This window comes from Citricoccus sp. NPDC079358 (genome assembly GCF_040702545.1).
Classification (GTDB): Bacteria; Actinomycetota; Actinomycetes; order Actinomycetales; family Micrococcaceae; genus Citricoccus.
Window position 1 is genome coordinate 1 of record NZ_JBFBLI010000002.1, and the last position, 22,529, is coordinate 22,529.

General features: G+C 70.1%; 18 protein-coding genes and 1 rRNA gene. 13 read left to right on the forward strand and 6 right to left on the reverse strand.

Annotated elements, in window-relative coordinates; all coding sequences use genetic code 11:
• The first annotated feature begins 335 nt into the window (after positions 1-335).
• The 11 genes from rrf (at position 336) to AB0333_RS02530 (ending at position 11,573) form a co-directional block, all read left to right on the forward strand.
• A 5S ribosomal RNA gene (gene rrf / locus AB0333_RS02480) occupies positions 336-452 on the forward strand.
• A 139-nt stretch (positions 453-591) separates the two neighbouring features.
• Entirely contained in the window at positions 592-1,917 is a 1,326-nt protein-coding gene (locus tag AB0333_RS02485; protein ID WP_366217198.1) for a hypothetical protein, read from the forward strand.
• A 3-nt stretch (positions 1,918-1,920) separates the two neighbouring features.
• Positions 1,921-2,829, forward strand: coding sequence for an HAD-IIA family hydrolase (locus AB0333_RS02490; protein WP_366217199.1), 909 nt, complete (start codon positions 1,921-1,923; stop codon positions 2,827-2,829).
• Positions 2,813-3,022, forward strand: a complete 210-nt coding sequence (locus tag AB0333_RS02495; RefSeq protein WP_366217200.1) for a hypothetical protein — start codon at positions 2,813-2,815, stop codon at positions 3,020-3,022. The genes AB0333_RS02490 and AB0333_RS02495 overlap by 17 nt, the downstream gene beginning before the upstream one ends.
• Positions 3,019-3,867 carry a TlyA family RNA methyltransferase gene (locus tag AB0333_RS02500; RefSeq protein WP_366217201.1) on the forward strand — a complete coding sequence of 283 codons (849 nt, stop codon included), beginning with the start codon at positions 3,019-3,021 and terminating at the stop codon, positions 3,865-3,867. The genes AB0333_RS02495 and AB0333_RS02500 overlap by 4 nt, the downstream gene beginning before the upstream one ends.
• A 72-nt stretch (positions 3,868-3,939) precedes the next feature.
• Entirely contained in the window at positions 3,940-5,118 is a 1,179-nt protein-coding gene (locus tag AB0333_RS02505; RefSeq protein ID WP_366217202.1) for an NAD kinase, read from the forward strand.
• On the forward strand, positions 5,115-6,899 hold the full coding sequence (locus tag AB0333_RS02510; RefSeq protein WP_366217203.1) for a DNA repair protein RecN: 1,785 nt from the start codon (positions 5,115-5,117) through the stop codon (positions 6,897-6,899). Before AB0333_RS02505 ends, AB0333_RS02510 begins: the two co-directional genes overlap by 4 nt.
• A gap of 4 nt (positions 6,900-6,903) precedes the next feature.
• Complete coding sequence (locus AB0333_RS02515) at positions 6,904-8,646, forward strand: CTP synthase (RefSeq protein WP_366217204.1); 1,743 nt, start codon at positions 6,904-6,906, stop codon at positions 8,644-8,646.
• 21 nt (positions 8,647-8,667) lie between these two features.
• Complete coding sequence (locus AB0333_RS02520; protein WP_366217205.1) at positions 8,668-9,387, forward strand: NUDIX hydrolase; 720 nt, start codon at positions 8,668-8,670, stop codon at positions 9,385-9,387.
• 24 nt (positions 9,388-9,411) lie between these two features.
• Positions 9,412-10,440: a site-specific tyrosine recombinase XerD gene (gene xerD / locus AB0333_RS02525; RefSeq protein WP_366217206.1), complete on the forward strand. Its 1,029-nt coding sequence runs from the start codon at positions 9,412-9,414 to the stop codon at positions 10,438-10,440.
• A gap of 197 nt (positions 10,441-10,637) precedes the next feature.
• Entirely contained in the window at positions 10,638-11,573 is a 936-nt protein-coding gene (locus AB0333_RS02530; protein WP_366217207.1) for a hypothetical protein, read from the forward strand.
• Positions 11,574-11,674: 101 nt separating this feature from the next.
• Here AB0333_RS02530 and AB0333_RS02535 read toward each other — a convergent pair whose 3' ends face one another.
• Genes AB0333_RS02535 through AB0333_RS02550 form a run of 4 tightly spaced genes read right to left on the reverse strand, consistent with a single transcriptional unit; the run spans position 11,675 to position 16,048 of the window.
• Entirely contained in the window at positions 11,675-12,829 is a 1,155-nt protein-coding gene (locus AB0333_RS02535; RefSeq protein ID WP_366217208.1) for a bifunctional 2-methylcitrate synthase/citrate synthase, read from the reverse strand.
• Between the two features lie 35 nt (positions 12,830-12,864).
• Complete coding sequence (gene prpB / locus AB0333_RS02540; protein ID WP_366217209.1) at positions 12,865-13,806, reverse strand: methylisocitrate lyase; 942 nt, start codon at positions 13,804-13,806, stop codon at positions 12,865-12,867.
• Positions 13,806-15,323, reverse strand: a complete 1,518-nt coding sequence (locus AB0333_RS02545) for an MmgE/PrpD family protein (protein WP_366217210.1) — start codon at positions 15,321-15,323, stop codon at positions 13,806-13,808. The genes prpB and AB0333_RS02545 overlap by 1 nt, the downstream gene beginning before the upstream one ends.
• On the reverse strand, positions 15,320-16,048 hold the full coding sequence (locus AB0333_RS02550) for a GntR family transcriptional regulator (RefSeq protein ID WP_366217211.1): 729 nt from the start codon (positions 16,046-16,048) through the stop codon (positions 15,320-15,322). Before AB0333_RS02550 ends, AB0333_RS02545 begins: the two co-directional genes overlap by 4 nt.
• A 141-nt stretch (positions 16,049-16,189) precedes the next feature.
• On the opposite strand from AB0333_RS02550, the gene AB0333_RS02555 reads away from it, so the two are divergent.
• Entirely contained in the window at positions 16,190-18,202 is a 2,013-nt protein-coding gene (locus AB0333_RS02555) for an AMP-binding protein (RefSeq protein ID WP_366217212.1), read from the forward strand.
• Between the two features lies 1 nt (position 18,203).
• Here AB0333_RS02555 and AB0333_RS02560 read toward each other — a convergent pair whose 3' ends face one another.
• A complete protein-coding gene (locus AB0333_RS02560) occupies positions 18,204-19,007 on the reverse strand; it encodes a response regulator (RefSeq protein WP_366217213.1) in 804 nt (267 codons plus the stop codon).
• Entirely contained in the window at positions 18,997-20,790 is a 1,794-nt protein-coding gene (locus AB0333_RS02565; protein WP_170144535.1) for an ATP-binding protein, read from the reverse strand. Before AB0333_RS02565 ends, AB0333_RS02560 begins: the two co-directional genes overlap by 11 nt.
• Before the next feature lie 239 nt (positions 20,791-21,029).
• Here AB0333_RS02565 and AB0333_RS02570 point away from each other — a divergent pair, with 239 nt between their 5' ends.
• A complete protein-coding gene (locus AB0333_RS02570; protein ID WP_366217548.1) occupies positions 21,030-22,493 on the forward strand; it encodes a cation:dicarboxylase symporter family transporter in 1,464 nt (487 codons plus the stop codon).
• Positions 22,494-22,529 lie beyond the last annotated feature (36 nt).

Here is a 22,529-nt window from a genome sequence, read left to right on the forward strand (position 1 = left end):
GCATCTCTCATACACGCTTCAAAGGGTATGAGAGGGCCAGATGCGTAGCGTCCACTATGCGGTTGCGGAACAACAACCAACCGAACCACCACCCCCACCCGGGGCGATACCACACTCTTCGCGGAGTGCGTGTCCGTCCCTGGGTGGTACGGGGTGAAACTAAACTGAACAGTGCAACAAGGTAAGTTGTAACCCCTTGTAACCACACACCAGCATCCACCCCGGGCCCCGTCCCAGGAGAGGTACGGTGGTGTGGGGAGGGAACTGAGACTACCCCCGACCGAACACCAACCCCTCCCGGGGGTTGTAGGTGTCGACAGTGGTGGTAACAGGGTTACGGCGGTCATAGCGTGGGGGAAACGCCCGGTCCCATTCCGAACCCGGAAGCTAAGGCCCACTGCGCCGATGGTACTGCATCCGGGAGGATGTGGGAGAGTAGGACGCCGCCGGACAACCATTGAGGGAAGGGCCCCGCACACGAGTGCGGGGCCCTTCTTGTTTAACCCGGTCGGCTAGGATTGTGAAGCTGACCGTCGGCGTACGCCACGTCGTGCTGCCGCCGTCATCAAGACCGAGGAGAGGATCATCAGGATGTCCGAGAACGAGGAACATTCCGGCTCGTCTGACCGTCCGCGCCGTCACGGCGGTGGACGGCCTGAGCGGGGATCCGGTTCCGGGTCCCGTGGTGGTGACGGTGGATCCGGCCGCGGGGGCAGGTTCTCCGGCGGCGGGGAGCGGTCTTCCGGTCAGTCCTCCGGCCGCGATGATCGACGTGCTGGCACGGGCGCGGGTCGCCGGGAGGACGGCCGCACCGGACGGGGCGATGGGCCTCGCCGGGACGGTGTCCGTGGTGACGGCCCCCGCCGGGAAGGCCGGCCCGAGCGTGGGGGTGGGCGCCATGACCGCCGTGGCTCCCGCGACGGTGGCCCGCGTTCCGAGAATCGGGGTTCGACGCACAACCCGGGGGACCTGCGCAGTTCCAATCGCCCGGACCGCGCCAAATCCCCGGAGATCGATGAGGACGTGACCGGCAAGGAGCTCGATCGCGCGACGAGCCGTGAGCTGGACACCCTCGACGAACGCAATCGTCCGTGGGTGGCGCGCCACCTGGTGATGGCCGGCCGGCTGCTCGACATCGATCCGCAACTGGCCTTTGAGCACGCCCTGGCCGCTAGCCGGCGCGGCGGGCGCCTCGGCTGCGTCCGGGAGGCCGTTGGCCTGACCGCCTATGGAGCTGGTCAGTACGCGGAGGCGCTGCGGGAGTTCCGGACCTACCGCCGCATCACCGGGGACAACACCCACCTGCCCGAGATGGTGGACAGTGAACGTGCCCTCGGTCGGCATGACAAGGCGCTGGAACTCGCGGGCGATGTCGACCACACGACTCTGGAGAAGTCCATCCGGGCAGAGTTGGCCATGGTGCTCTCTGGAATCCATCGCGACGTGGGAGACATCGATTCTGCTCTGACCGTGCTGCAGATTCCCGAGCTCGATCGACGTCGCGGTTTCTCGTTCAGCCCCCGACTGTTCCGTGCGTATGCGGAGGTGCTGACCGAGGCCGGTCGTGGTGAAGAGGCCACGGCCTGGCGCCGGCAGGCCAGTGTGGCCGAACGGGCGCTGGGCATCGGTGACTTCGAGGATCCGGAGATCATCGACTTCGGACTGGACGATGACGGCTCCGAAGACCGGCCCCGTGCCCGCGACCTGGTGCCCCCGGGGGCATCCACGGACGGCCAGGAGAACGGCCTGGAGAACGACCAGGCGACGAGCGGACAGCTGGACGACGAGGATCTCGGCTCCATGGTGACTTCTGATCGGGGAGAGAACCAGGATCCGGAGGGGGAGGCCGAAGGGCCGCCGGCGTCACAGGACCTCGAGGCTGACGCCGCCGAGGATCAGGGCAGCGGAGACCGCTGACCCATGACGGACGCGGTGTTCTTCGGAGGCCATGACGCCGTCCTGTGTGACCTGGACGGCGTCGTGTACGCCGGGACTGAGGCCATCGACGGTGCCGTGCCGACCCTGCGTGAACTGGGGCGGCGCGGGGTTCCCGTCGTATACGTGACCAACAATGCGTCGAGGTCTCCGGAGTCTGTGGCCGATCATCTGCGTGGTTTCGGTCTCGAGGTCACCGGGGACCAGGTCTTCGGATCGGCGGCGGCGGGGGTGACCCTGCTGAACCGGGAACTGGCCCGGGCCGGAACGCGTCCGACGTCGGAGGTGGCGTCCTCCGGTGGTCCTCCGACCCCGGCGAAGGTGCTGGTCGTCGGCTCGGATTATCTGCGTGACCTGGTGTCCGAGGCCGGACATCAGGTGGTGGCGACGGCGGCCGAGCGCCCCGACGCGGTGATCCAGGGATTCGATCCCTCGGTGTCCTGGATCGACTTGGCGCAGGCATCCTATGCCCTCCACGCAGGCGCCCTCTGGATTGCGACCAATACGGACCTGACCATTCCCCGTGCGGAGGGGATCGCCCCCGGCAACGGCGCCCTGATCGACGCGGTGTCCCAGGCAACGGGGGCCCGGCCCCTGGCGGCGGGCAAGCCCGAGCCCCTGCTGTTCCGTCTGGCCGCCCACGCTGTCGGCGCCCGGCGTCCACTGGTGGTCGGCGACCGGCTGGACACGGACATCCTCGGAGGCAATCGGGCTGGTTTCGACACCGCCCTCGTGCTGACCGGCGTGGACACCGAAGCCACTGCAGCAGCTGCGCCAGCGGACCACCAGCCCACGTTGATCATCCCCTCGCTGCCAACGCTCCTGGCCGAACCCGCCGTGGGAGCGACCGCCCTCCAACCCAGGAGGAGCGGCAGCCATGACCGAGTCGTCTGAACCGTTCGAGCCATCCCAACCGGCCGAGTGGACTCCGGCCAGCACCGGTGACCCGGCCGCCGACCAGATCCTTTCTGGCCTGATCGGAGCCGGGGAGCTGAGCCCCGACGAGGAGATCGCGGCGTACCGTGAGGCCCTGGACGCCTTGGCGCAACTGCTGGAGGAACAACCTCGGCTCCCTGGACTGTCATGAGCAGCCCGAGGACCACGGGCAGCGGTGACCGAACCCGCCTCGACATCGCCTTGGCGGATCGGGGCCTGGCCCGTTCCCGCAGCGAGGCGGCCGGCCTCATCAGCGCGGGCGAGGTGATCGTCAACGGCGTCGTCGCCACCAAGGCGTCCCTGCGGTGCGCGCCCGATGATGTGGTGGCACTGCGCCCCCACGGACCACGATACGTCTCCCGGGCCGGACACAAACTGGCTGGAGCGTTGGAGTTGTTCGCCGACGTCACTGCAGCAGGTCGGAGGTGCCTGGACGCCGGGGCGTCCACGGGCGGGTTCACGGATGTCCTGCTCCGGGCGGGGGCCCAGCAGGTGGTCGCAGTGGATGTCGGGCATGACCAACTGGTCGAGACGCTGCGTGTCGATCACCGCGTCGACGTCCACGAGGGGTGCAACGTCCGCGACCTCACGCCGGAGCACCTCGGCGGAACGGTGGACCTGGTGGTCTCGGATCTCTCCTTCATCTCCCTGCGCCTGGTGATGTCACCGCTGGCCGGGGTGTGCCGGCCGGGCGCCGACCTGGTCCTCATGGTCAAACCGCAGTTCGAGGTCGGACGGCGAGCCCTGCCCAAGACCGGCGTCGTGCTTGATCCGGAACAGCGACGCCGGGCGGTCACCGCAGTGCTGGACACCGCTCTGGACGCAGGGCTGCGGCCCCGCGGCATCGCCCGGTCTCCGCTGCCGGGGCAGGACGGCAATGTGGAGTTCTTCCTGTGGCTCGACCACCCCGGAGGGACAGTGGAGGCGATCACCGACGCGACGGCAACCGGCACCGGTGACGAGTGGCTCGGCTCGCAGACGGTCGACTGGGCCTGAAGTAGCCGCCCTTGTCCCCAGCCCGGCAGGTGCGGCCGGGCCCCCGGCCTGGACGTGGGTATCCTTGGGGCCATGCCCCGTTCAATCCTGGTCCTTGCCCATACCGGCCGCGAGGACGCCATCCGGGCAGCCGTCCACACCTGCGCCAAACTGCAGGAGGCCGGGCTGGTCCCGGTGCTCATGGCCCGTGACGTGACGGCGATCCGCGAGGCCGAACGGGCCGGCGTCGTGCCCCCGCTGGTGTCCGTCCCGCGGACCCTGGACGTGGACTGTTCCCTGAGCGAGGTCTCCCTGGGTGTGGTCCTCGGCGGGGACGGCTCCGTGCTGCGCGCTGCGGAGCTCGTCCGTGATTCCGGCCTGCCGCTGCTCGCCGTCAACCTGGGCCACGTGGGCTTCCTGGCCGAATCCGAGCGCACCGATCTCTCCCGCACCGTCGAGGCCGTGGTGGCGCAGGACTACAGCGTCGAGGAGCGGATGGCGATCGACGTCAGGGTCTTCCAGGGGGAGGAACTCGTGGCCCGCACCTGGGCGTTGAACGAGGCCAGCGTGGAGAAGTCCAACCGTGAGCGCATGCTCGAGGTCGTGACCGCCGTGGACGGCAGCCCCATCTCCACGTACGGCTGCGACGGTGTGGTGATGGCCACGCCCACGGGGTCCACGGCGTACGCCTTCTCGGCCGGCGGCCCCGTGGTGTGGCCGGAGGTCCAGGCCATGCTCATGGTGCCCATCAGTGCCCACGCCCTGTTCGCCAAGCCCCTCGTCGTGTCTCCGGACTCGGTGCTCACCGTCGAGGTGCTGCCGCGCACCAACGAGCCGGGCGTGCTCTGGTGCGACGGCCGCCGCACGGTGGACCTGCCCCTCGGCTCCCGCGTCGAGGTCACCCGCTCACCGCAACCGGTGCGGATCGCCCGGTTGTCCCGCACTCCCTTCACCGAGCGGCTGGTGCGCAAGTTCAACCTGCCCACCAAGGGATGGCGCGGTCCCGTCACCGAACAGGACCGCGCCGAGGCCGCCGCCCGAGAGGCCCGGACCGCGTCCCGCCGGCCCGAGGGGGATCCCACCTCCCGCGGAGTCTCCATCGTGGAACCCCATCACCTGGCGCCCCGCCCCGGAGTCGTGCCGCCGGCCACGGCCGCCCTGCCCGTCGTGTCGACACGGGACGAGCGCCTGGGGATCGCGCGGTCGGGGATCACCCCGGACGAGGGCAGCGGCGAGCCGGACACGCACAGCGGAGGAGCCGACCAGGCATGATCGAATACCTGTCCATCAACGGTCTGGGCGTCATCGGCGACGCCGCCGTCGAGCTGGATCCCGGCTTCACCGTGGTGACCGGCGAGACCGGTGCCGGCAAGACCATGGTCGTCACGGCCCTCAACCTCTTGCTGGGCGCCCGCGCGGATGCCGGCGCCGTCCGGCACGGGGCCTCCCGGGCCACCGTGGAGGCCGGCTTCCTGCTGGACGCCGGCCATGCCGCCGTCGGGATCGCGACCGAGGCCGGAGCCGTGCTGGACGAAGAAGCTCCAGAACTGGGCGCCGGCGCGGCGGCCTCACCCGGCGTCGGCGCACCGGCAGGGGACCGCGGGGACGTGGCACTCGTGGTCACGCGGTCCGTGGGGGCCGCCGGATCCTCGGGACGCTCGCGTGCCTCGGCCGGAGGGCGCGGCGTGCCCGTAGCCCTGCTGGGCGAGCTCGGAGAACATCTCGTCGCCGTCCATGGCCAGACCGACCAGCTGAGGTTGAAGTCCCCGGCCGCCCAGCGCCATGCCCTGGATTCGTTCGCCGGGCCGGACCTGGCTGGGGCCCTGGCCACCTACCAGCAGGACTTCGAGGCCTGGAGGAGGGCGGCCGCGGAGCTCGACGAGATCACCAGCAACGAGCAGGACCGTGCCCGGGAGGCCGAGAACCTGCAGCGCTCCCTCGAGGAGATCGACAACGCCGCGGTCCGGGAGGGGGAGGACGAGGAGGTCAGGGCCCTCATCCAACGACTGGAGAACGTCGAGGAGCTGCGCACGGCCTCCCTGGGTGCCCACACCCACCTGGCTGGCGGGGATGCGGCCGACGCGGTGGAGATCCCGTCGGCGGAGGCCCTCATCGAGGCCGCCCGCCAGTCCCTGGTGCAAGCCCCGGGCCAGGATGACGAACTCACCGGGCTGTCCCAGCGCCTCGCCGAGGTGGGGATCCTGCTGGCCGATGTCTCCGGGGACCTCGCCGGCTATGCGGCCCGCCTGGATGACGACGCCGCCTCCGACCTGGACAGCGCCCAGTCCCGGCTGGCCGAACTGATCCGGTTGATGCGCCTCTACGGACCCGAGCTCTCCGATGTGATCCGGTGGGCGGAGAGCCACCGGCCGCGCCTCGACGCCCTGCAGGGGGACTCCGGGCGCATCGAGGAGCTCACCGCCGAGGTCGCACGCCTCGAACAACGCGTCATGGCCGGCGCGAGTGAACTGACCCGGCTGCGGACGGCCGGCGCGGCCACCCTTTCCGGGCTGGTCAGCGAGGAACTGCACGCCCTGTCGATGCCGGACGCCATGTTCCACACCACCGTCACCGCCGGGGGCCGGCCGGGGCCCCACGGGGTTGACGAGGTCCAACTGCTCCTCCAGCCCCATGCCGGCGCCGATCCGCGGCCCCTGGGCAAGGGCGCCTCCGGCGGTGAGCTCTCCCGCGTCATGCTGGCGCTGGAGGTGGTCCTGGCCGCCACGGACCCGGTCCCCACCTTCGTGTTCGACGAGGTCGACGCCGGCGTCGGCGGCGAGGCCGCCGTCCAGATCGGCCGGCGGCTGGCCCGGTTGGCCCGGCACGTCCAGGTCATCGTGGTCACCCACCTGCCGCAGGTGGCGGCGTTCGCGGATCGGCACCTGAAGGTCACGAAGAACTCGGACGGCGATGCCGGGTTCACCACCTCGGACGTCGCGACTCTCGAGGGCGAGAAGCGGGTGGGGGAGCTGGCCAGGATGCTGGCCGGCCGCGCCGACTCCGGGGCAGCCCGCGATCACGCCCGCGAACTCCTCGATGCCTCGCACGCCTGAACGGGTGCTACGATCGAACTCCGTGGTGCATAAATCTTCTCGATTCCAGAAAACGCCCAACGCGACCCGCCAGATCTTCGTGACCGGTGGCGTGGCCTCTTCCCTCGGAAAGGGGCTCACGGCGTCCTCCCTGGGTCATCTCCTGAGGGCACGAGGCCTCTCCGTGACCATGCAGAAGCTGGATCCGTACCTGAACGTCGATCCCGGCACCATGAACCCCTTCCAGCACGGCGAGGTCTTCGTCACGGAGGACGGGGCCGAGACCGACTTGGACATCGGCCACTACGAGCGGTTCCTGGATGAGAACCTCGACGGCCTGAACAACGTCACCACCGGACAGGTGTACTCGACCGTCATCGAGAAGGAACGCCGCGGGGACTATCTCGGGGACACCGTCCAGGTCATCCCGCACATCACGGACGAGATCAAGCGCCGCATGCGCCTGCCCGCGACCGAGGACGCCACCGTGGGCGGGGGCCCGCAGGATCGGGCCGCCACGGACCGTCCGGCACCGGACGTGATCATCACGGAGATCGGAGGGACGGTCGGCGATATCGAGTCGCAGCCGTTCCTGGAGGCCGCACGCCAGGTCCGCCAGGACATCGGACGGGACAACGTGTTCTTCGTGCACGTGTCCCTGGTGCCCTACATCGGTCCCTCCCATGAGCTGAAGACCAAGCCCACCCAGCACTCGGTGGCGGCGCTGCGCTCTATCGGCATCCAGCCGGACGCCATCGTCATCCGGTCGGACCGTGAGGTCCCGGCCGACGTGCGGGACAAGATCGCCCGCATGTGCGACGTGGACACGGATGCGGTCATCAACTGCGCCGATGCCCCCTCCATCTATGACATCCCCAAGGTCATCCACGCCCAGGGCCTCGACGCCTACGTGGTCCAGGCCCTGGACCTGAAGTTCAAGGATGTCGACTGGTCCACCTGGGACCGTCTGATCGGCGTGGTCCACCACCCACGGCATGCGCTGGAGATCGCCCTGGTCGGCAAGTACATCGACCTGCCCGACTCCTACCTCTCCGTCACGGAGGCCCTGCGGGCCGGCGGCTTCGGCAATGACGCGACGGTCTCCATCCGCTGGGTGCCCTCGGACGACTGCCAGACCGAGGCCGGCGCACGGCGGGCCCTGGACGGCGTCGACGCCATCTGTGTCCCGGGGGGCTTCGGGGTCCGCGGTCTCGACGGCAAGATCGGCGCGCTGCGCCATGCCCGCGAGAACGGCATCCCGACCCTCGGTTTGTGCCTGGGGCTGCAGACCATGGTCATGGAGTACGCCCGCAACGTGCTGGGACTCGCCCAGGCCTCCTCCACGGAGTTCGAACCGGACACCGAGCACCCCGTGATCGCCACGATGGCGGAGCAGGAGCAATTCATCTCCGGGGGCGGCGACCTCGGCGGCACCATGCGCCTGGGCTCCTACCCCGCCACCCTGAGGGAGGGCTCGGCCGTCGCCCGGGCCTACGGTGCCACCGAGGTCACCGAGCGGCACCGCCACCGCTACGAGGTCAACAACGAGTACCGCGACCGCTTGGAGGAGGCGGGACTGGTCATCTCCGGCACCTCCCCGGACGGCACGCTCGTGGAGTTCGTGGAGCTGCCGGCGGACGTCCACCCGTACTACGTCTCCACCCAGGCCCATCCGGAGTTCAAGTCCCGGCCGACCCGCCCGCATCCGCTGTTCGCCGGGCTCGTGGCCGCAGGCCTGGAACGCCGGAACGCCCGCGCCGCGGGCTGATCAGCAGGGACACCGCCACCCATGACACACCTGACTCCTCCTCCCGCCCCGTACGCCGAGCACGACGGCGGCCCGCTCGCGGACGTGCCAGCCGCGCGGCCCGCGATCCGCACCGAGACGGCCTTCGCGGGTGCGGTGTGGGACGTCACCCGCGAAGCCTTCCTGATGGCGCCGGGCGCGGCACCGGGGGAGGACACCGCAGGGCCGGACGTCGGTGGCCCGGACCTGCTGGTCCGGGAGTTCGTCCGTCACCCCGGGGCCGTGGCGGTGGTGGCCCTGGACGATCATGGCCGGGTCCGGATGATCCGCCAGTACCGGCACCCCGTGGGCGAGGAGCTGTGGGAGATCCCCGCCGGACTGCTCGACGTCCCGGGGGAGCCCCTGATCGAGGCCGCCCGCCGCGAACTTGCCGAGGAAGCCGACCTGCGCGCGGACCGGTGGGAGGTCCTCGCCGACTTCTACACCACCCCCGGGTCCTCCTCGGAGGGCATCCGGGTCTTCCTGGCGCGCGAGCTGTCCCCCGTCCCGGTGGGGGAACGCCACGAACGCACCGGTGAGGAGGCCGGCATGCCGCTGGCCTGCGTGCCCGTGGCGGACGCCGTTCAAGCCGTGCTGGCCGGCCGGCTGCGCAACCCCTCCTCCGTGGTGGGACTCCTCGCCCTCGTCGCGCACCGGGACGGCGGCTTCACCGACCTGCGCCCCGCGGACGCGCCCTGGCACGGCCGTCCCCTCGGCGCGTGAGCGACCAGCCATGAGTGACCGGTCATGAGTGCCGAGGCCGCGGAGGGCCCGCCGCGCACGCTCGCCCGTCCGGCTGAGGCATACCTGGACCACCTGACCGTAGAGCGGGGGATGTCCCCCCATACCCTGGCAGCCTACCGCCGTGACGTGAGCCGTTACTTGGCGTGGCTGCAGGCACAGGGGGTGGATGAGCCCCGCCAGGTGGAGCGCCGGCACGTGACCGGCTTCCTCCAGGCCCTGGCCACCGGTGCCGATGGCGGACACCCGCTCGCCCCGCGGTCCGCCGCTCGGACCATCGTCGCCATCCGTGGCCTGCACCGCTTCTGGACCCTGGAACAGGTCACCGAGACGGACCCGGCACAGGATGTCACCCCGCCCCGCCCCGCCCAGGAGCTGCCCAAGGCGATCCGGGTGGACCAGGTGACCGCCCTGCTGGAGGCCATGCCCACGGACACCCCGGCCGGCCTGCGGGACCGGGCGCTGCTCGAGTTCCTCTATGCGACGGGCGCCCGCATCTCCGAGGCGGTCGGACTCGACGTCGACGACGTGGTCGGAGCCGTCCGCGGTCCTCGGGATGGCGCCGGCCTCCAGGGGAACCGAGCCGAGACCGGGGCGACGGATCCGGAGGAGCCCGGCACCGCCGTCGTACGCCTGTTCGGGAAGGGCTCCAAGGAGCGCATCGTCCCGCTGGGTTCCTACGCCGCCGCCGCCCTGGAAGCCTGGTTGGTCCGCGGTCGTCCCACGCTGGTCGGCCAGTCCGGGGCCGGGGGCCCCGCGCTGTTCCTCAACCAGCGCGGTGGACGGCTCTCCCGCCAGTCGGCGTGGACGATCCTCAAGAAGGCGGCGGAACGGGCCCACATCGAGGGCGAAGTCTCCCCGCACACGCTGCGGCACTCGTTCGCCACCCACCTGCTGGAGGGCGGGGCGGACGTGCGCGTGGTGCAGGAGTTGCTCGGGCACGCCTCCGTCACCACCACGCAGGTCTACACCCTGGTCACGGCGGACACGTTGCGCGAGGTCTACGCCGCGGCGCACCCCCGCGCGCTCCACTAAGTCGGGCCAAGAGGCATCACGATCCCACAACGTCGGGCCGGACGGTCATGACATTGATCACGCGGTGATGGTCAGATGGTGAGAGCCGGACGACGTCCCACCGGACGGACCACGGCCGGACCACCACGGGACGACCACCGGTCCACCACCCGCCGAAGCGGTGCCGAACGGAGCACCTCGAGGCAGACGAGGGGATCATGATGACCAGCAACGCCGAGCGGCCCTTCCCGGCCGGGCGACGTGCCCCAGCAACAGCCCGAAAGCGGCGCCTGGCAGCCGCCGTGGGACTCGGGCTCAGTGCCGGGCTGGTGCTGAGCGCCTGCGGCACCGGTGACGGGCCCGCGGAATCGCCCGCCGCCACGACCGATCCCAACTCGAGCCCGGTCGAGACCGTCACGGAGACCGCGAGTCCGAGGGACACGGCGACCGCGAGCGCCACCGTCACCGAGACGGCCTCCGCCGCACCGACCGCCAGCGGGTCCGGAGAGCAGGCCACGGGGCTCCCCCAGACCTACACCTCCGAGTCGGGGGCCTTCACGTGGAGGTTCCCGGAGACCTGGAGTGCGAGCCAGGAGGACTACAACGAGGATCTGCTGGACTATCTGGGCGTGCCCTACGAGGTGGTGCTCTTCCAGAACCCCGAGGGCACCGTGGAGTACCGGACCACCACCGGGGTCGGCCCCACGGACAACGACGGTCCCAAGCTGGACGTGGTGGAGGTCCTGGAGGCCGAGGAACTGCCGGACGTCCCGGTCAACGAGTCGCCGGAATCCGCAGGCTCCGGGACCGTCTGGTACCGGGCCTCCCTCTACCGGGCCAGCGAGGACTGGCTGGACCCTCAGAGCTTCGAGGGCGGGGAATTCCTGCTGTCGGTGCAGGTGGTCAACGTGGCCGAGGACCTCGACCCCGAGGCGAGCGATGACTCCTACTGGTCCTCGTGGTTCTACGAGCAGCCCCCGGCCGAGGGCTTCGAGGCCGGGGCCGCCGCGATCCTGTCCGGCAGCGTCACCCAGGACACGGCGGAGGAGGTCACCGGCCTCGAAGGCGAGGAGGCCATGAGGGCGTTCCTCGAGACCGAGGAGTACGGCCAGCTGCGATCCGTGGCGACCTCCATGGAGGTGACCGCACCCTGATCCGGATGCCGGTACCACCGGCGCTGGACAACGAGCCGGGCGGGGAGGGAACGTGAGTGTTCCTTCCCCGCCCGGGTCGTCGTCGTGCGGTGCAGTCAGGCTCAGGCGCCCGGCACGTGCCGTTCGTCCGGGCCGTTGTAGGCGGACAGCGGACGGATCAGCGAATTGCTGGCGCGCTGCTCCATGATGTGCGCGGTCCACCCGGTGATGCGGGCGGCGATGAACAACGGGGTGAACAGCTCGGTGTCGAAGCCCATCAGGTGATACGTGGGACCGGCGGGGTAGTCGAGGTTCGGCTTGATGGCCTTGGCCTCGTCCATGGCCTGCTCGAGCCCGTTGTACAGCCCCAGGACCTCGTGGCGGCCGAAGTGCTCGATCATCGCGTCGAGTGCCTTCTTCATCGTCGGCACGCGCGAGTCACCGTGCTTGTACACGCGGTGGCCGAATCCCATGACCTTCTTCTTCTGGGTCAGGGCCTCCTCCATCCAGGCCTTGGCGCGGTCCTTGGCCTCCTCCTCGGACTCGTCCGGCCGGATCCCGATCTCGTCGAAGGTGTGCATGACGGCCTCGTTGGCCCCGCCGTGCAGGGAACCCTTGAGCGCGCCGATGGCACCGGTGACCGCCGAATGCAGATCGGACAGGGTGGAGGTGATGACGCGTGCGGTGAAAGTGGAGGCATTGAAGGAATGCTCCGCATAGAGCACCATCGAGACGCGGAACGCATCGACGACAGCGGGATCCGCCTCCTCGCCGAAGGTCATCCACAGAAAGTTCTGCGAGTAGTCGAGGTCTTCCCGGGGCGCCACGGGCTCGGTGGGGCCACCGGCGGTGCGCCGGCGCTGCTCATAGGCGACGACGGCGGGCAGCTGGGCGAACAGGGTCGTCGCCTTCTCCATCTCGGCCTCCGGGGAGGAGTCCTCCGACTTGGGGTGCTGGGCACCCAGGATGGACACGGCAGTCCGGACGGAGTCCATCGGGTGGCAGTCCACCGGCAGCATGTCCAGGGCGGCCTTGACATCCGGGGAGAGGGCCCGGGTGGAGCGCTCGTGGTCCGTGAACGCGGCCAGCTGGGCATCCGTGGGCAGCTCACCGTTCCACAGCAGGTAGGCCACGGCCTCGAACGGCAACGACGCGGCGAGCTCCTGCACGGGATAGCCACGGTAGAGCAGAGAATTGGTGTCCGGGTTGACCTTGGAGATGGCGGTGTAGTCCGCCACCACCCCGGCGAGGCCCTTCTTGATCTCAGTGTCAGTCATGGGAGTGTCCTTTCGGGACGGGGTTCGGGTCGGGTTCAGGCGTCTGTGCCGGAGTCCGTCCGGGTCTCCAGCCCCGGAACCGGGAAGTTGAAGACGGAGGAATCGAAGCCGTTGTAGCCCTCGTAGTCCACGAGCTCGTAGAGGCGTGCCCTGGTCAGCATCTCACTGACCGCGCCCTGCTGGGTACCCTCCGAGCGGATGGTGGACAAGGTTCGTTCCATGGCGCCGAGCGCCGAGCGCAGCAGCGTCACGGGGTAGATCACCAGGGCCACGCCGGCGGAGGCCAACTGTTCGCGGGTGAACAGCTCCGACTTGCCGAACTCGGTCATGTTGGCCAGAACGGGCACATCCACGGCGTTGCAGACCGCCTCGAACTCGGACAGGTCCTTCAGGGCCTCCGGGAAGATGGAATCCGCGCCGGCGTCCGCCAACGCCTTGGCCCGGTCGATGGCCCCGTTCAGCCCGCCGGCGCCGTCCACCCCACGGATATCGGTGCGGGCCATGATCAGGAAGTTCTCATCCCGGCGGGCGCTCGCGGCCGCCGCCACCCGCTGGGTGGCCGTGGCCAGGTCCACCACGGCCTTGTTGTCCAGGTGGCCGCAGCGCTTGGGGTTGATCTGGTCCTCGATGTGACATCCGGCGAGCCCGGCGTTCTCCAGTTCCTGGACGGTCCGGGCCACGTTCATCGGCTCTCCGAAGCCGGTGTCCGCGTCCACGATGGCCGGCAGGTCCGTGACGCGGGCGATCTGCCCGGCCCGCTGGGCCACCTCCGTCAGCGTGGTCAGGCCGATGTCCGGCAGGGCCAACTCGTTGGCCAGCACCGCACCGGAGATGTACAGCCCCTGGAACCCCTGCTCCTCCACCAGTTTGCCGGAGAGGGGCGTGTAGGCCCCGGGGAATTGCACGGCGGCGCCGGGCTGCAGCAGTTGCCGCAGGCGGACTCGCTTCTCGGCGGCGGTCAGTGACGAATACAGCATCAGAAGAGTCCCTTCGGGGCAGCGGCCAGGTCGATGACTCCGGGTGCCGCGGTGATGTTCAGCTGGTCCAGCTCACCGGCGCCGAGGGACGCGGTGCGCTGGGCGGCGTCGAGGAAGCGCTCGATCTCCTCCGGGGACACGAGGCCTTCGGCCAGGGTGCGGAACTTGTGGATGTACTGCTCCCGGGCGAACGGGCGGGCGCCCAGCGGGTGGGCATCGGCCACCGCGATCTCGTCCGTGATGGTCTCGCCGGAGGCGGTGGTGATGACGACCCGGCCGCCGAAGGCCTTCTCCGAGATGTCCAGGGAGTGGTACCGACGGGTCCACTCCTGGTCCTCCTCCGTGGTGACCTTGTGCCACAGCTCCACGGTGTCCGGCCGTCCGGCCCGCTCCGGGGAGTAGGAGTCCACGTGGTGCCACGCGCCGTCCTGCAGGGCCACCGTGAAGATGTAAGGGATGGAGTGGTCGAGGGTCTCGCGGGAGGCCTTCGGGTCATACTTCTGCGGGTCGTTCGCGCCGGAGCCGATCACGTAGTGCGTGTGGTGCGAGGTGTGGATGACGATCGAGGCGACGTTGGCGGGATCGGCCAGCTCGGGATGCTCGCCGTGCAGCTTGCGCGCGAGGTCGATCCAGGCCTGGGCCTGGTACTCGGCGGAGTGCTCCTTCGTGTAGGTGTCCAGGATGGCGCGCTTGGCCTCGCCGGGCGCCGGCAGGGGCACCGTGTACTGCGCGTCCGGTCCGTCCAGCATCCAGGCGATGACCCCGTCCTCGCCCTCGTAGATCGGCACGGGCGAGGTCTGGCCGCGCATGGCGCGGTCGGCGGATTCGACGGCCATCTTGCCGGCGAAGGCCGGGGCGTGGGCCTTCCACGTGGAGATCTCGCCCTTGCGGGACTGGCGGGTCGCCGTCGTCGTGTGCAGGCCCTGGCCGATGGCCTGGAAGATCGTCTCGGTGTCCAGGCCCAGCAGGGTCCCGATGCCGGCCGAGGCGGAGGGGCCGAGGTGGGCCACATGGTCGATCTTGTGGGCGTGCAGGCAGATGGCCTTGACCAGGTCCACCTGGAGCTCGTAGCCGGTGGCGATGCCCCGGATCAGGGCGGCGCCGCTGGCACCGCTGTGCTGGGCGACCGCCAGGATCGGCGGGATGTTGTCCCCGGGGTGGGAGTACTCGGCGGCCAGGAAGGTGTCATGGTAGTCCAGCTCGCGTACGGCCACGCCGTTGGCCCAGGCGGCCCATTCCGGGGAGGCCTTCTCGGTGATGCCGAAGACGGAGGCTCCCTGTCCGCCGGACGTGGGCGCGTGGGTCAGGGCCTGGGCGCGGGCGGCAACGATCGGTCCGCGGTTCAGGGAGGCGATGGCCACCGAGGCGTTGTCGATGATCCGGTTGATGACCATCTCCTCCACCTCGGGGTCGATGGCCACGGTGTCGGTGGCGACCTCGGCCATCTTCCAGGCGAGCTGGTCCTGGCGCTGCAGGTTTTCTTCGGAACGGTAGACGCGGACGTCGTGGTTGATCATGGGGTCCTCTCCAAGGTGGATGTGTGGTGGTCGGGGGTGGTTCCGGCCGGTCCGGTCTGGCGGTTCTGGTGGGCCTGGTGTGTCTGGGTGCCGGTGGGCTGGTGTGACTGCAGGTGTGCCAGGGCGTGGTGCAGGTGCAGGGTGGTGGTCGCGGCGGCCAGTTCGGGGTTCCGATCGGCCAGGGCCCGGGCGATGGAGGCATGCTCCGTGGCCGAGGCCGCCAGCCGCGCCGGGTCGTTCCGGGAGAAGCGGCGCAGCCGCGCGAGGTGAACGCGCAGGGACCGCAGGTGCTGGGCCAGGTAGGCGTTGGCACAGGCGGCATCCACTGCAGCGTCCAGCTCCGTGGTCAACTCGTAGTAGGACTCCGGATCCTCTCCGCGGCGCAGTGGTTCCACGGCGGACTCGAAGCGTGCGGCCAGTTGGGCGAAGACCTCCGGGTCGGCGTGCACGGCGGCCCGACGCGCGGCCAGCCCCTCGAGCACCGTGCGCAGGTCGAACAGGTCGTCGGCCTCATCCAGGGAGACCTCCGTGACCACGGTCCCGCGCCCGCTGGAGGGGGCCGCCAGGCCTTCGGAGACCAGGCGTCCGATGGCCTCGCGCAACGGCGTGCGGGACAGGCCCAGGCGGGCCGACTGCTCGACCTCGCCCAGGATCGACCCGGGAGGCAGCTGACCTTCGATGATCTCCTGCCGCAGCGTCCGGTATGCACGTTCACTGGCTCTCACAGGTCCTAGCGTATACACAAGTATCTGAATATGGGCGATTCGGGGGAGAATCTGACCAAATGCGGCCCAACTTTCGGCCTTGAACCTCTTTTGCGTATACACAGGGTGGACGTGGCGTGACTCACGTTCTAGATTGGCCCCATGTCCTCAACGTCCTCAATGCGTGAGCCCACCCCGCCCTCCGAGCCCTCTGCACCCTCAGAGTCGTACGAGTCCATCTACCGCAGGTCCATCGAGGACCCGGAAGGATTCTGGCTGGAGGCCGCCGGCGCCATCGACTGGACCGAGCCGCCCACCCGAGCCCTGGACGACGCGGCGGCCCCGATCTACCGGTGGTTCCCAGGGGCCCGGTTGAACACGGCGGTGAACTGTCTGGACCGGCACGTGGCGGCCGGCCACGGCGAGCGCACCGCGATCATCTACGACTCGGCGGTGCTCGGCACCGTGGAGCACATCAGCTACGCGGACCTGACCGACCGGGTGTCCCGCTTCGCGGGGGTACTGGTGTCCCTGGGCGTCGGCCGGGGGGACCGTGTGGTCATCTACCTGCCGATGACGCCGGAGGCGCACGTCGCCATACTGGCCTGCGCCCGGATCGGTGCGGTGCACTCCGTGGTGTTCGGCGGATTCGCCGCCCGGGAGCTGGCAGCGCGCATCGACGACGCGAAGCCGACGGCGATCGTGACCTCCTCCGGGGGCATCGAGCCGAGTCGGCGGGTGGAGTACCTGCCCGCGGTGGCCGAGGCCGTGGCCCTGGCGCAGCATCGGGTCGAGGCTGTGGTGGCCAAGCACCGCGAGGGTTTCGAGACCAGCTTGGAGTGGGCGCGGGCCAGTGTGCGGGACGGCGTCGGGAATGAGGCCGGGAACGCATCCGAGGCTGGAACCCGGTGGATCGACTGGGACGAGGCCGTGGCCGAGGCCGAGCCGGCGGCGCCCGTGGACGTGGCCGCCACGGATCCGCTGTACATCCTCTACACGTCAGGGACCACCGGCTCGCCCAAGGGCGTGGTCCGGGACCATGGCGGGCATGCGGTCGCCTTGGCCTGGACCATGGCGAACATCTACGACGTCGGTCCCGGGCAGACGATGTTCACCGCCTCGGACGTCGGCTGGGTGGTGGGGCATTCCTATATCGTCTACGCGCCGCTGCTGGTCGGGGCCACCACCGTGCTCTACGAGGGCAAGCCCGTAGGGACCCCGGACGCCGGGGCGTTCTGGCGGGTGGCCGCCCAGCACGGGGTGCGCTCACTGTTCACGGCACCGACCGCCCTGCGGGCCATCCGCAAGGTGGACCCGGAAGGAGCCCTGGCCGGGGACCATGATTTGTCGGCCCTCCAGACGCTGTTCGCGGCGGGGGAACGTCTGGATCCGGAGACCCAGGGCTGGATCGGTGACCTGCTGGGGGTGCCGATCGTGGACAACTGGTGGCAGACCGAGACGGGCTGGCCGATCGGCGCCAACCCGGTGGGACTGGAGTCGCTGCCCGTCAAGACCGGCTCCTGCACCCGGCCCACTCCGGGCTACGCGGTGGAGATCCTGGACGGGAGCGGGCAACCCGTGGAGGCCGGGATCGAGGGCAACATCTGTCTCCGGTTGCCCCTGCCGCCGGGGACCCTGACCACGTTGTGGGGCAACGACCAGCGCTTCATCGACTCCTACCTCAGCGCCTTCGAGGGGTACTACGCCACGGGCGACTCGGGGCTGGTGGACGAGGAGGGCTACCTCTTCGTGATGGGCCGGACGGACGACGTCATCAACGTGGCCGGCCACCGGCTCTCCGCGGGCGCCCTCGAGCAGGCGCTCGCCGCCCACCCGGCGGTGGCCGAGTGCGCGGTGATCGGATTGGCGGACCCGCTCAAAGGCCAGCGGGCCTCCGGCTACGTGGTGCTCAAATCCGGGGTGGAGGTCGAGGGTGCCGCCGGGATGGAGGAGCTGCTGGCCGAGCTGCGCGCCACCGTCCGCACCTCGGTGGGCGCCGTGGCCGACTTCAAGCAGGTGGCCGTGGTGGACGCGCTGCCGAAGACCCGGTCCGGGAAGATCCTGCGCAAGACCATGCGGCAGATGGCCGATGGCGAGGAGTACGTGGTGCCCTCCACCATCGAGGACCGTTCCGTGCTCGACGCCCTCGCGTCGACCCTCCGCACCGGCCCGTAGGCTATCCGGGCGTGGAGCCGCGGCCGGACCAGCGGTACTCGTTCTCCGGCCGTCCCGGCGTGCCGTAGCGGGGCGAGCGGTCCACCAGTCCCTGCCGGAAGAGGTGCTCCAGGTAGCGCCGTGCCGTCACCCGGGACGTCCCGACGGCGGCCCCCACCTCACCGGCGCTGCGTCCGGCCGCCGGGCCGGCCTCGGAGGGCCCGCTGCCTGAGCTGTTGCCGGAGCTGCTGCCGGAGTCCGGGGCAGGCCCGGTGACCGCAGCCGGGGCGGAGCGGAGCAGATCCACGATGGCGTCGAGGGTGCCCTCGGTCAGCCCCTTGGGCAGGGCGGCCGGGCCGGTGCTGCCGCGATGGCGGAACGCCCGGTCCACTTCCGCCTGGCTGCGGACCGACCCGGTTCCGGCGAGGCCGGTGGACAACTCCCGTGCCGCTCGCAGGCGTTCGGCGAATTCGGGATAGCCGAAGGGCTTCACCAGGTACTGGACCACGCCCAGGGCCATGGCCTGGCGGATGGTGGGTACGTCGGTGGCCGCGGTCATGGCCACCACTGCCCCGGCGAATCCCGCCGATCGCATCCGGCGGAGCACCTCCAAGCCGTGTCCGTCCGGAAGGTTCATGTCCAGCAGCACCAGGTCCACGCCGAAAGAGCCGTGTTCGCGCCACTGGGTGGACAGGAACCGCACCGCGTCGGCCAGGGTGGGGGAGAGATGCACCTGCCGGTAGCCGCCGGCCTGGGCCAGGTACTCCCCGTAGGTGTCTGCCGCCAGGACCTCGTCCTCCACGATCAGCACGCGCTCACCGGTCATGATGGTCTCCTTCCGTCCTCGTGGGTGGCGTGTTGTCCGCCGGCCGCCGTGGTGGGTGGACGACGTCCGCCGGCAGGGGCAGCTCCACGGTGAACACGGTGCCGGAATCCAGGGCCAGCTCCACGTCCCCGCCCAGCGAGAGCGCCGTCTGCCGGACCAGGGCGAGGCCGATGCCCCGGCCGGCGGAACCTGCGGGCTTGGTGGAGAAACCCAGGTCGAACACGTGTCCGCGGTCCTCCGGGGAGGGGCCGGAGCCGCCGTCGGCCACCTGCAGGACCAGCCAGCCGGCGTCGGTGTGGGCCTCCGCCTCCACCCAGCGGTCCTCCGCCGGCCGTGCTGGCTCCGCTGCCGCGTCGATCGCGTTGTCCACCAGGTTGCCGAGGATCGTCACCAGATCCTGTGCGGAGAATCCGGTGGGGGAGTCCACCTCGATCCGGTAGTCCATCCGCACCCCGCGCTCGCGGGCCTGGGCGGCCTTGGCCGCCAGCAGGGCCTGTACCGCCGGTTCGCCGGTGGGATCCAGCGGGCCCGGTTGGGCGGTGCCGGCCGCCACACCGGAGGCCAACAGGTCGCGAGCCTGATCGATTCGGCCCAGTTCCACGAGGGACAGCACCGTGTGCAACCGGTTGCCGTGCTCATGTGTCTGGGCACGCAGGGCATCGGTCAGGGACCGGGTGCTCTCCAGCTCTCGGTTCATCTCCTGCACCTCCGTGCGGTCGTACAACGTCACCACCGTGCCCCCGTCGGTGCCGGCCGGGGCCGGCTGTCTCCGTCCACGCCGCCACGCAACCGGTGTCCGGAGCCGCGCCGGTGGGCCGGCCGGGCGGGTGCGGTGCTGGTTGACCACCAGGATGCGGCCGGGGACGGCGAACAGCTCGTCCTGGGTATCCCGGCCGGACTCCAGCAGTCCGGCCAGTGGGCGTGGCAGGTCGAGATCCGTGAGCGAGACGGTCCCCGGTGTGTGGTCTGGCCGGTGGCCGAAGGGCGGGAGGCCGAGCAGGACGGCCGCGCGGTCGTTGTACAGGCTCAGCTCGCCGGTGCCGGAGACCAGCACCATGCCCTCGTTGATGTTGTGCAGGGCGGTGTCCAGCACAGTGAACCGATGGGCCAGCTCCTCCGGGCCGAGCCCGTGGGTGGTCCGGCGGATATAGCGGCCCAGGGCGATGGAGCCGGCCAGCCCGAGGGCGGCGACGAGTCCCATGCCCAGCAGGATGCGCGGGATCTGGGCGGTCGCCGCGATGTCCAGTTCGGAGACGCGGTGGCCCACGCCGACAATGCCGACCACCTCGGCCCCGGGGGTATCCGAGGACAGGACGGGGACCAGGGCGCGGAGGGAGAGGCCGGCGGGCCCGGTGGCCACCGTGTCGACCTGGTCCCGGCCAACCAGGACGGCAGAGAGGTCGTCCGGGTACCGGGTGCCGTTCTGGGCCGGGTCCCGGTGGGCGACCCGGGCGTAGTCGGTGCCGAAGAACGTCACCCAGTCCACCTGGGCCTGTGCGGCCAACTCCGTGGTGAGCGGTTGGAGTGCCGTGCTGGGGTCGGCAGACAGGAAGCCGTCACGGATCCGCTCCTCGTCCGCGATCAGGCGCGCCGTGGAGAGCACATTGTCCCGCTCCAGCCCGTAGACGGTCCGCTTGGTCTGCTGGTAGCTGACGGCCACCAGGGCGACGGTGAGCACCAGGAGGCCGAGCAACTGGGCCACCGCCAGCCGACGGGCGATGCTCCACGGACGCCGGGAGGCTCTGGACGTGTCGTGGCGGGAGCGCAGGCGTCGCTCGTCCACTCCGCCTCCCGTCGTCGATCCCGCCGTCCTGCCCACCGTGATTCCTCGCTCTTCGCCATGAACTTTATGACCGCAAGGGTGATGTGACGCACATCCCACGGTGATGATCGTCCCAACGAAGAGACCGTGCGTCACCGGCCACCACTGTAGAGGACACCCCCATGACGAACCCATCTGACCAGGCCGCGACGCGGCACGCCCCCGTCGGCCCACCGGCGTCGGGTCCCGCAGCAGACCGGATGCCGGCCAAGCCGGCGAAGAAGAAGGACCGCACACACTGGCTCTACATCCTGGTGATCGCCTCGGTGATCCTGGGGGCCGCCGTCGGGCTGATGTTCCCGGAGTTCGGCAAGTCCCTCAAGCCGCTGGGCGACGGCTTCGTCTCGCTCATCAAGATGATGATCGGCCCGGTCATCTTCTGCACCATCGTGCTCGGCATCGGGTCCATCGCGAAGGCCGCCACCGTGGGCAAGGTGGGCGGCCTGGCGCTGCTGTACTTCATGGCCATGTCCACCTTCGCCCTGGGCCTCGGACTCGTGGTCGGCAACCTCGTCCACCCGGGTGAGGGCCTGGCCCTGACCCCCTACGATCCTGACGCCGCCCAGGCGGACCTGGATCCGACCGTCGCGTTCCTGCTGGACATCATCCCAGGGTCGGTGCCGGTGCTGCCGGTGCTGTTCGTCGCCCTGCTGGTGGGCTTTGCCCTCCAGGGCATGGGTGAGTCCGGAAAGCCGCTGCTCAAGGGCCTCACCCTGATCCAGGGTGTGGTGTTCCGCATCCTGATGATGATCATGTGGATCGCGCCGGTCGGCGCCTTCGGTGCCATCGCCGCCGTCGTGGGCTCCACCGGTTGGTCCGCCATCGGTGCCATGGCCCTGCTGATGGGTGCCTTCTACGCCACCTGCATCGTGTTCATCGTGGTGGTGCTCGGCACCCTGCTCCGTCTCGTCACCGGCGTGAGCATCTTCAAGCTGATGAAGTACCTGGGCCGCGAGTACCTGCTCATCTTCGCGACCTCCTCCTCTGAGTCCGCCCTGCCGCGCCTGATCGCCAAGATGGAGCACGCCGGAGTGCACAAGTCCGTGGTGGGTGTCACCGTGCCCACCGGGTACTCCTTCAACCTGGACGGGACGGCCATCTATCTCACCATGGCGGCCCTGTTCGTCTCCAACGCCATGGGCCTGGAGATGAGCCTCGGCGAGCAGATCGGCCTGCTGGTGTTCATGATCATCGCTTCCAAGGGCGCCGCCGGTGTCACCGGCGCCGGCCTGGCCACCCTGGCTGCAGGTCTCCAGGCACACCAGCCGCAGCTGCTCGGCGGCATGGGCGTGATCGTGGGCATCGACAAGTTCATGTCCGAGGCCCGCGCCCTGACCAACTTCACCGGCAATGCCGTGGCCACCATGCTCATCGGCAAGTGGGTCGGAGAATTCGACCCGGTCAAGGCTGACAACGTGCTTTCCGGGCGGGACAAGTTCGACGAGGAGATGGTGGTCGGGCATGGCCTGGGCGACTACTCCGACGATCGTTCTGCCGAGCGCTCCGCGGAACGTGGGCAGCCAGGCGCCGGTCAGGGTGCACCCGAGTCCGGGAACCAGGGGCGCCCCTTCGACCCGCTCGAGTCGCCGACCGCTGCCGAGCAGGCCTTCGAGGGCCACCCGGAGTCCAGCCTCAACGTGGTCGGCTCGGCCCCGCAGCGTTGAGACCCCGGCGACATATCACCTTCAGGCTTCGGTTGA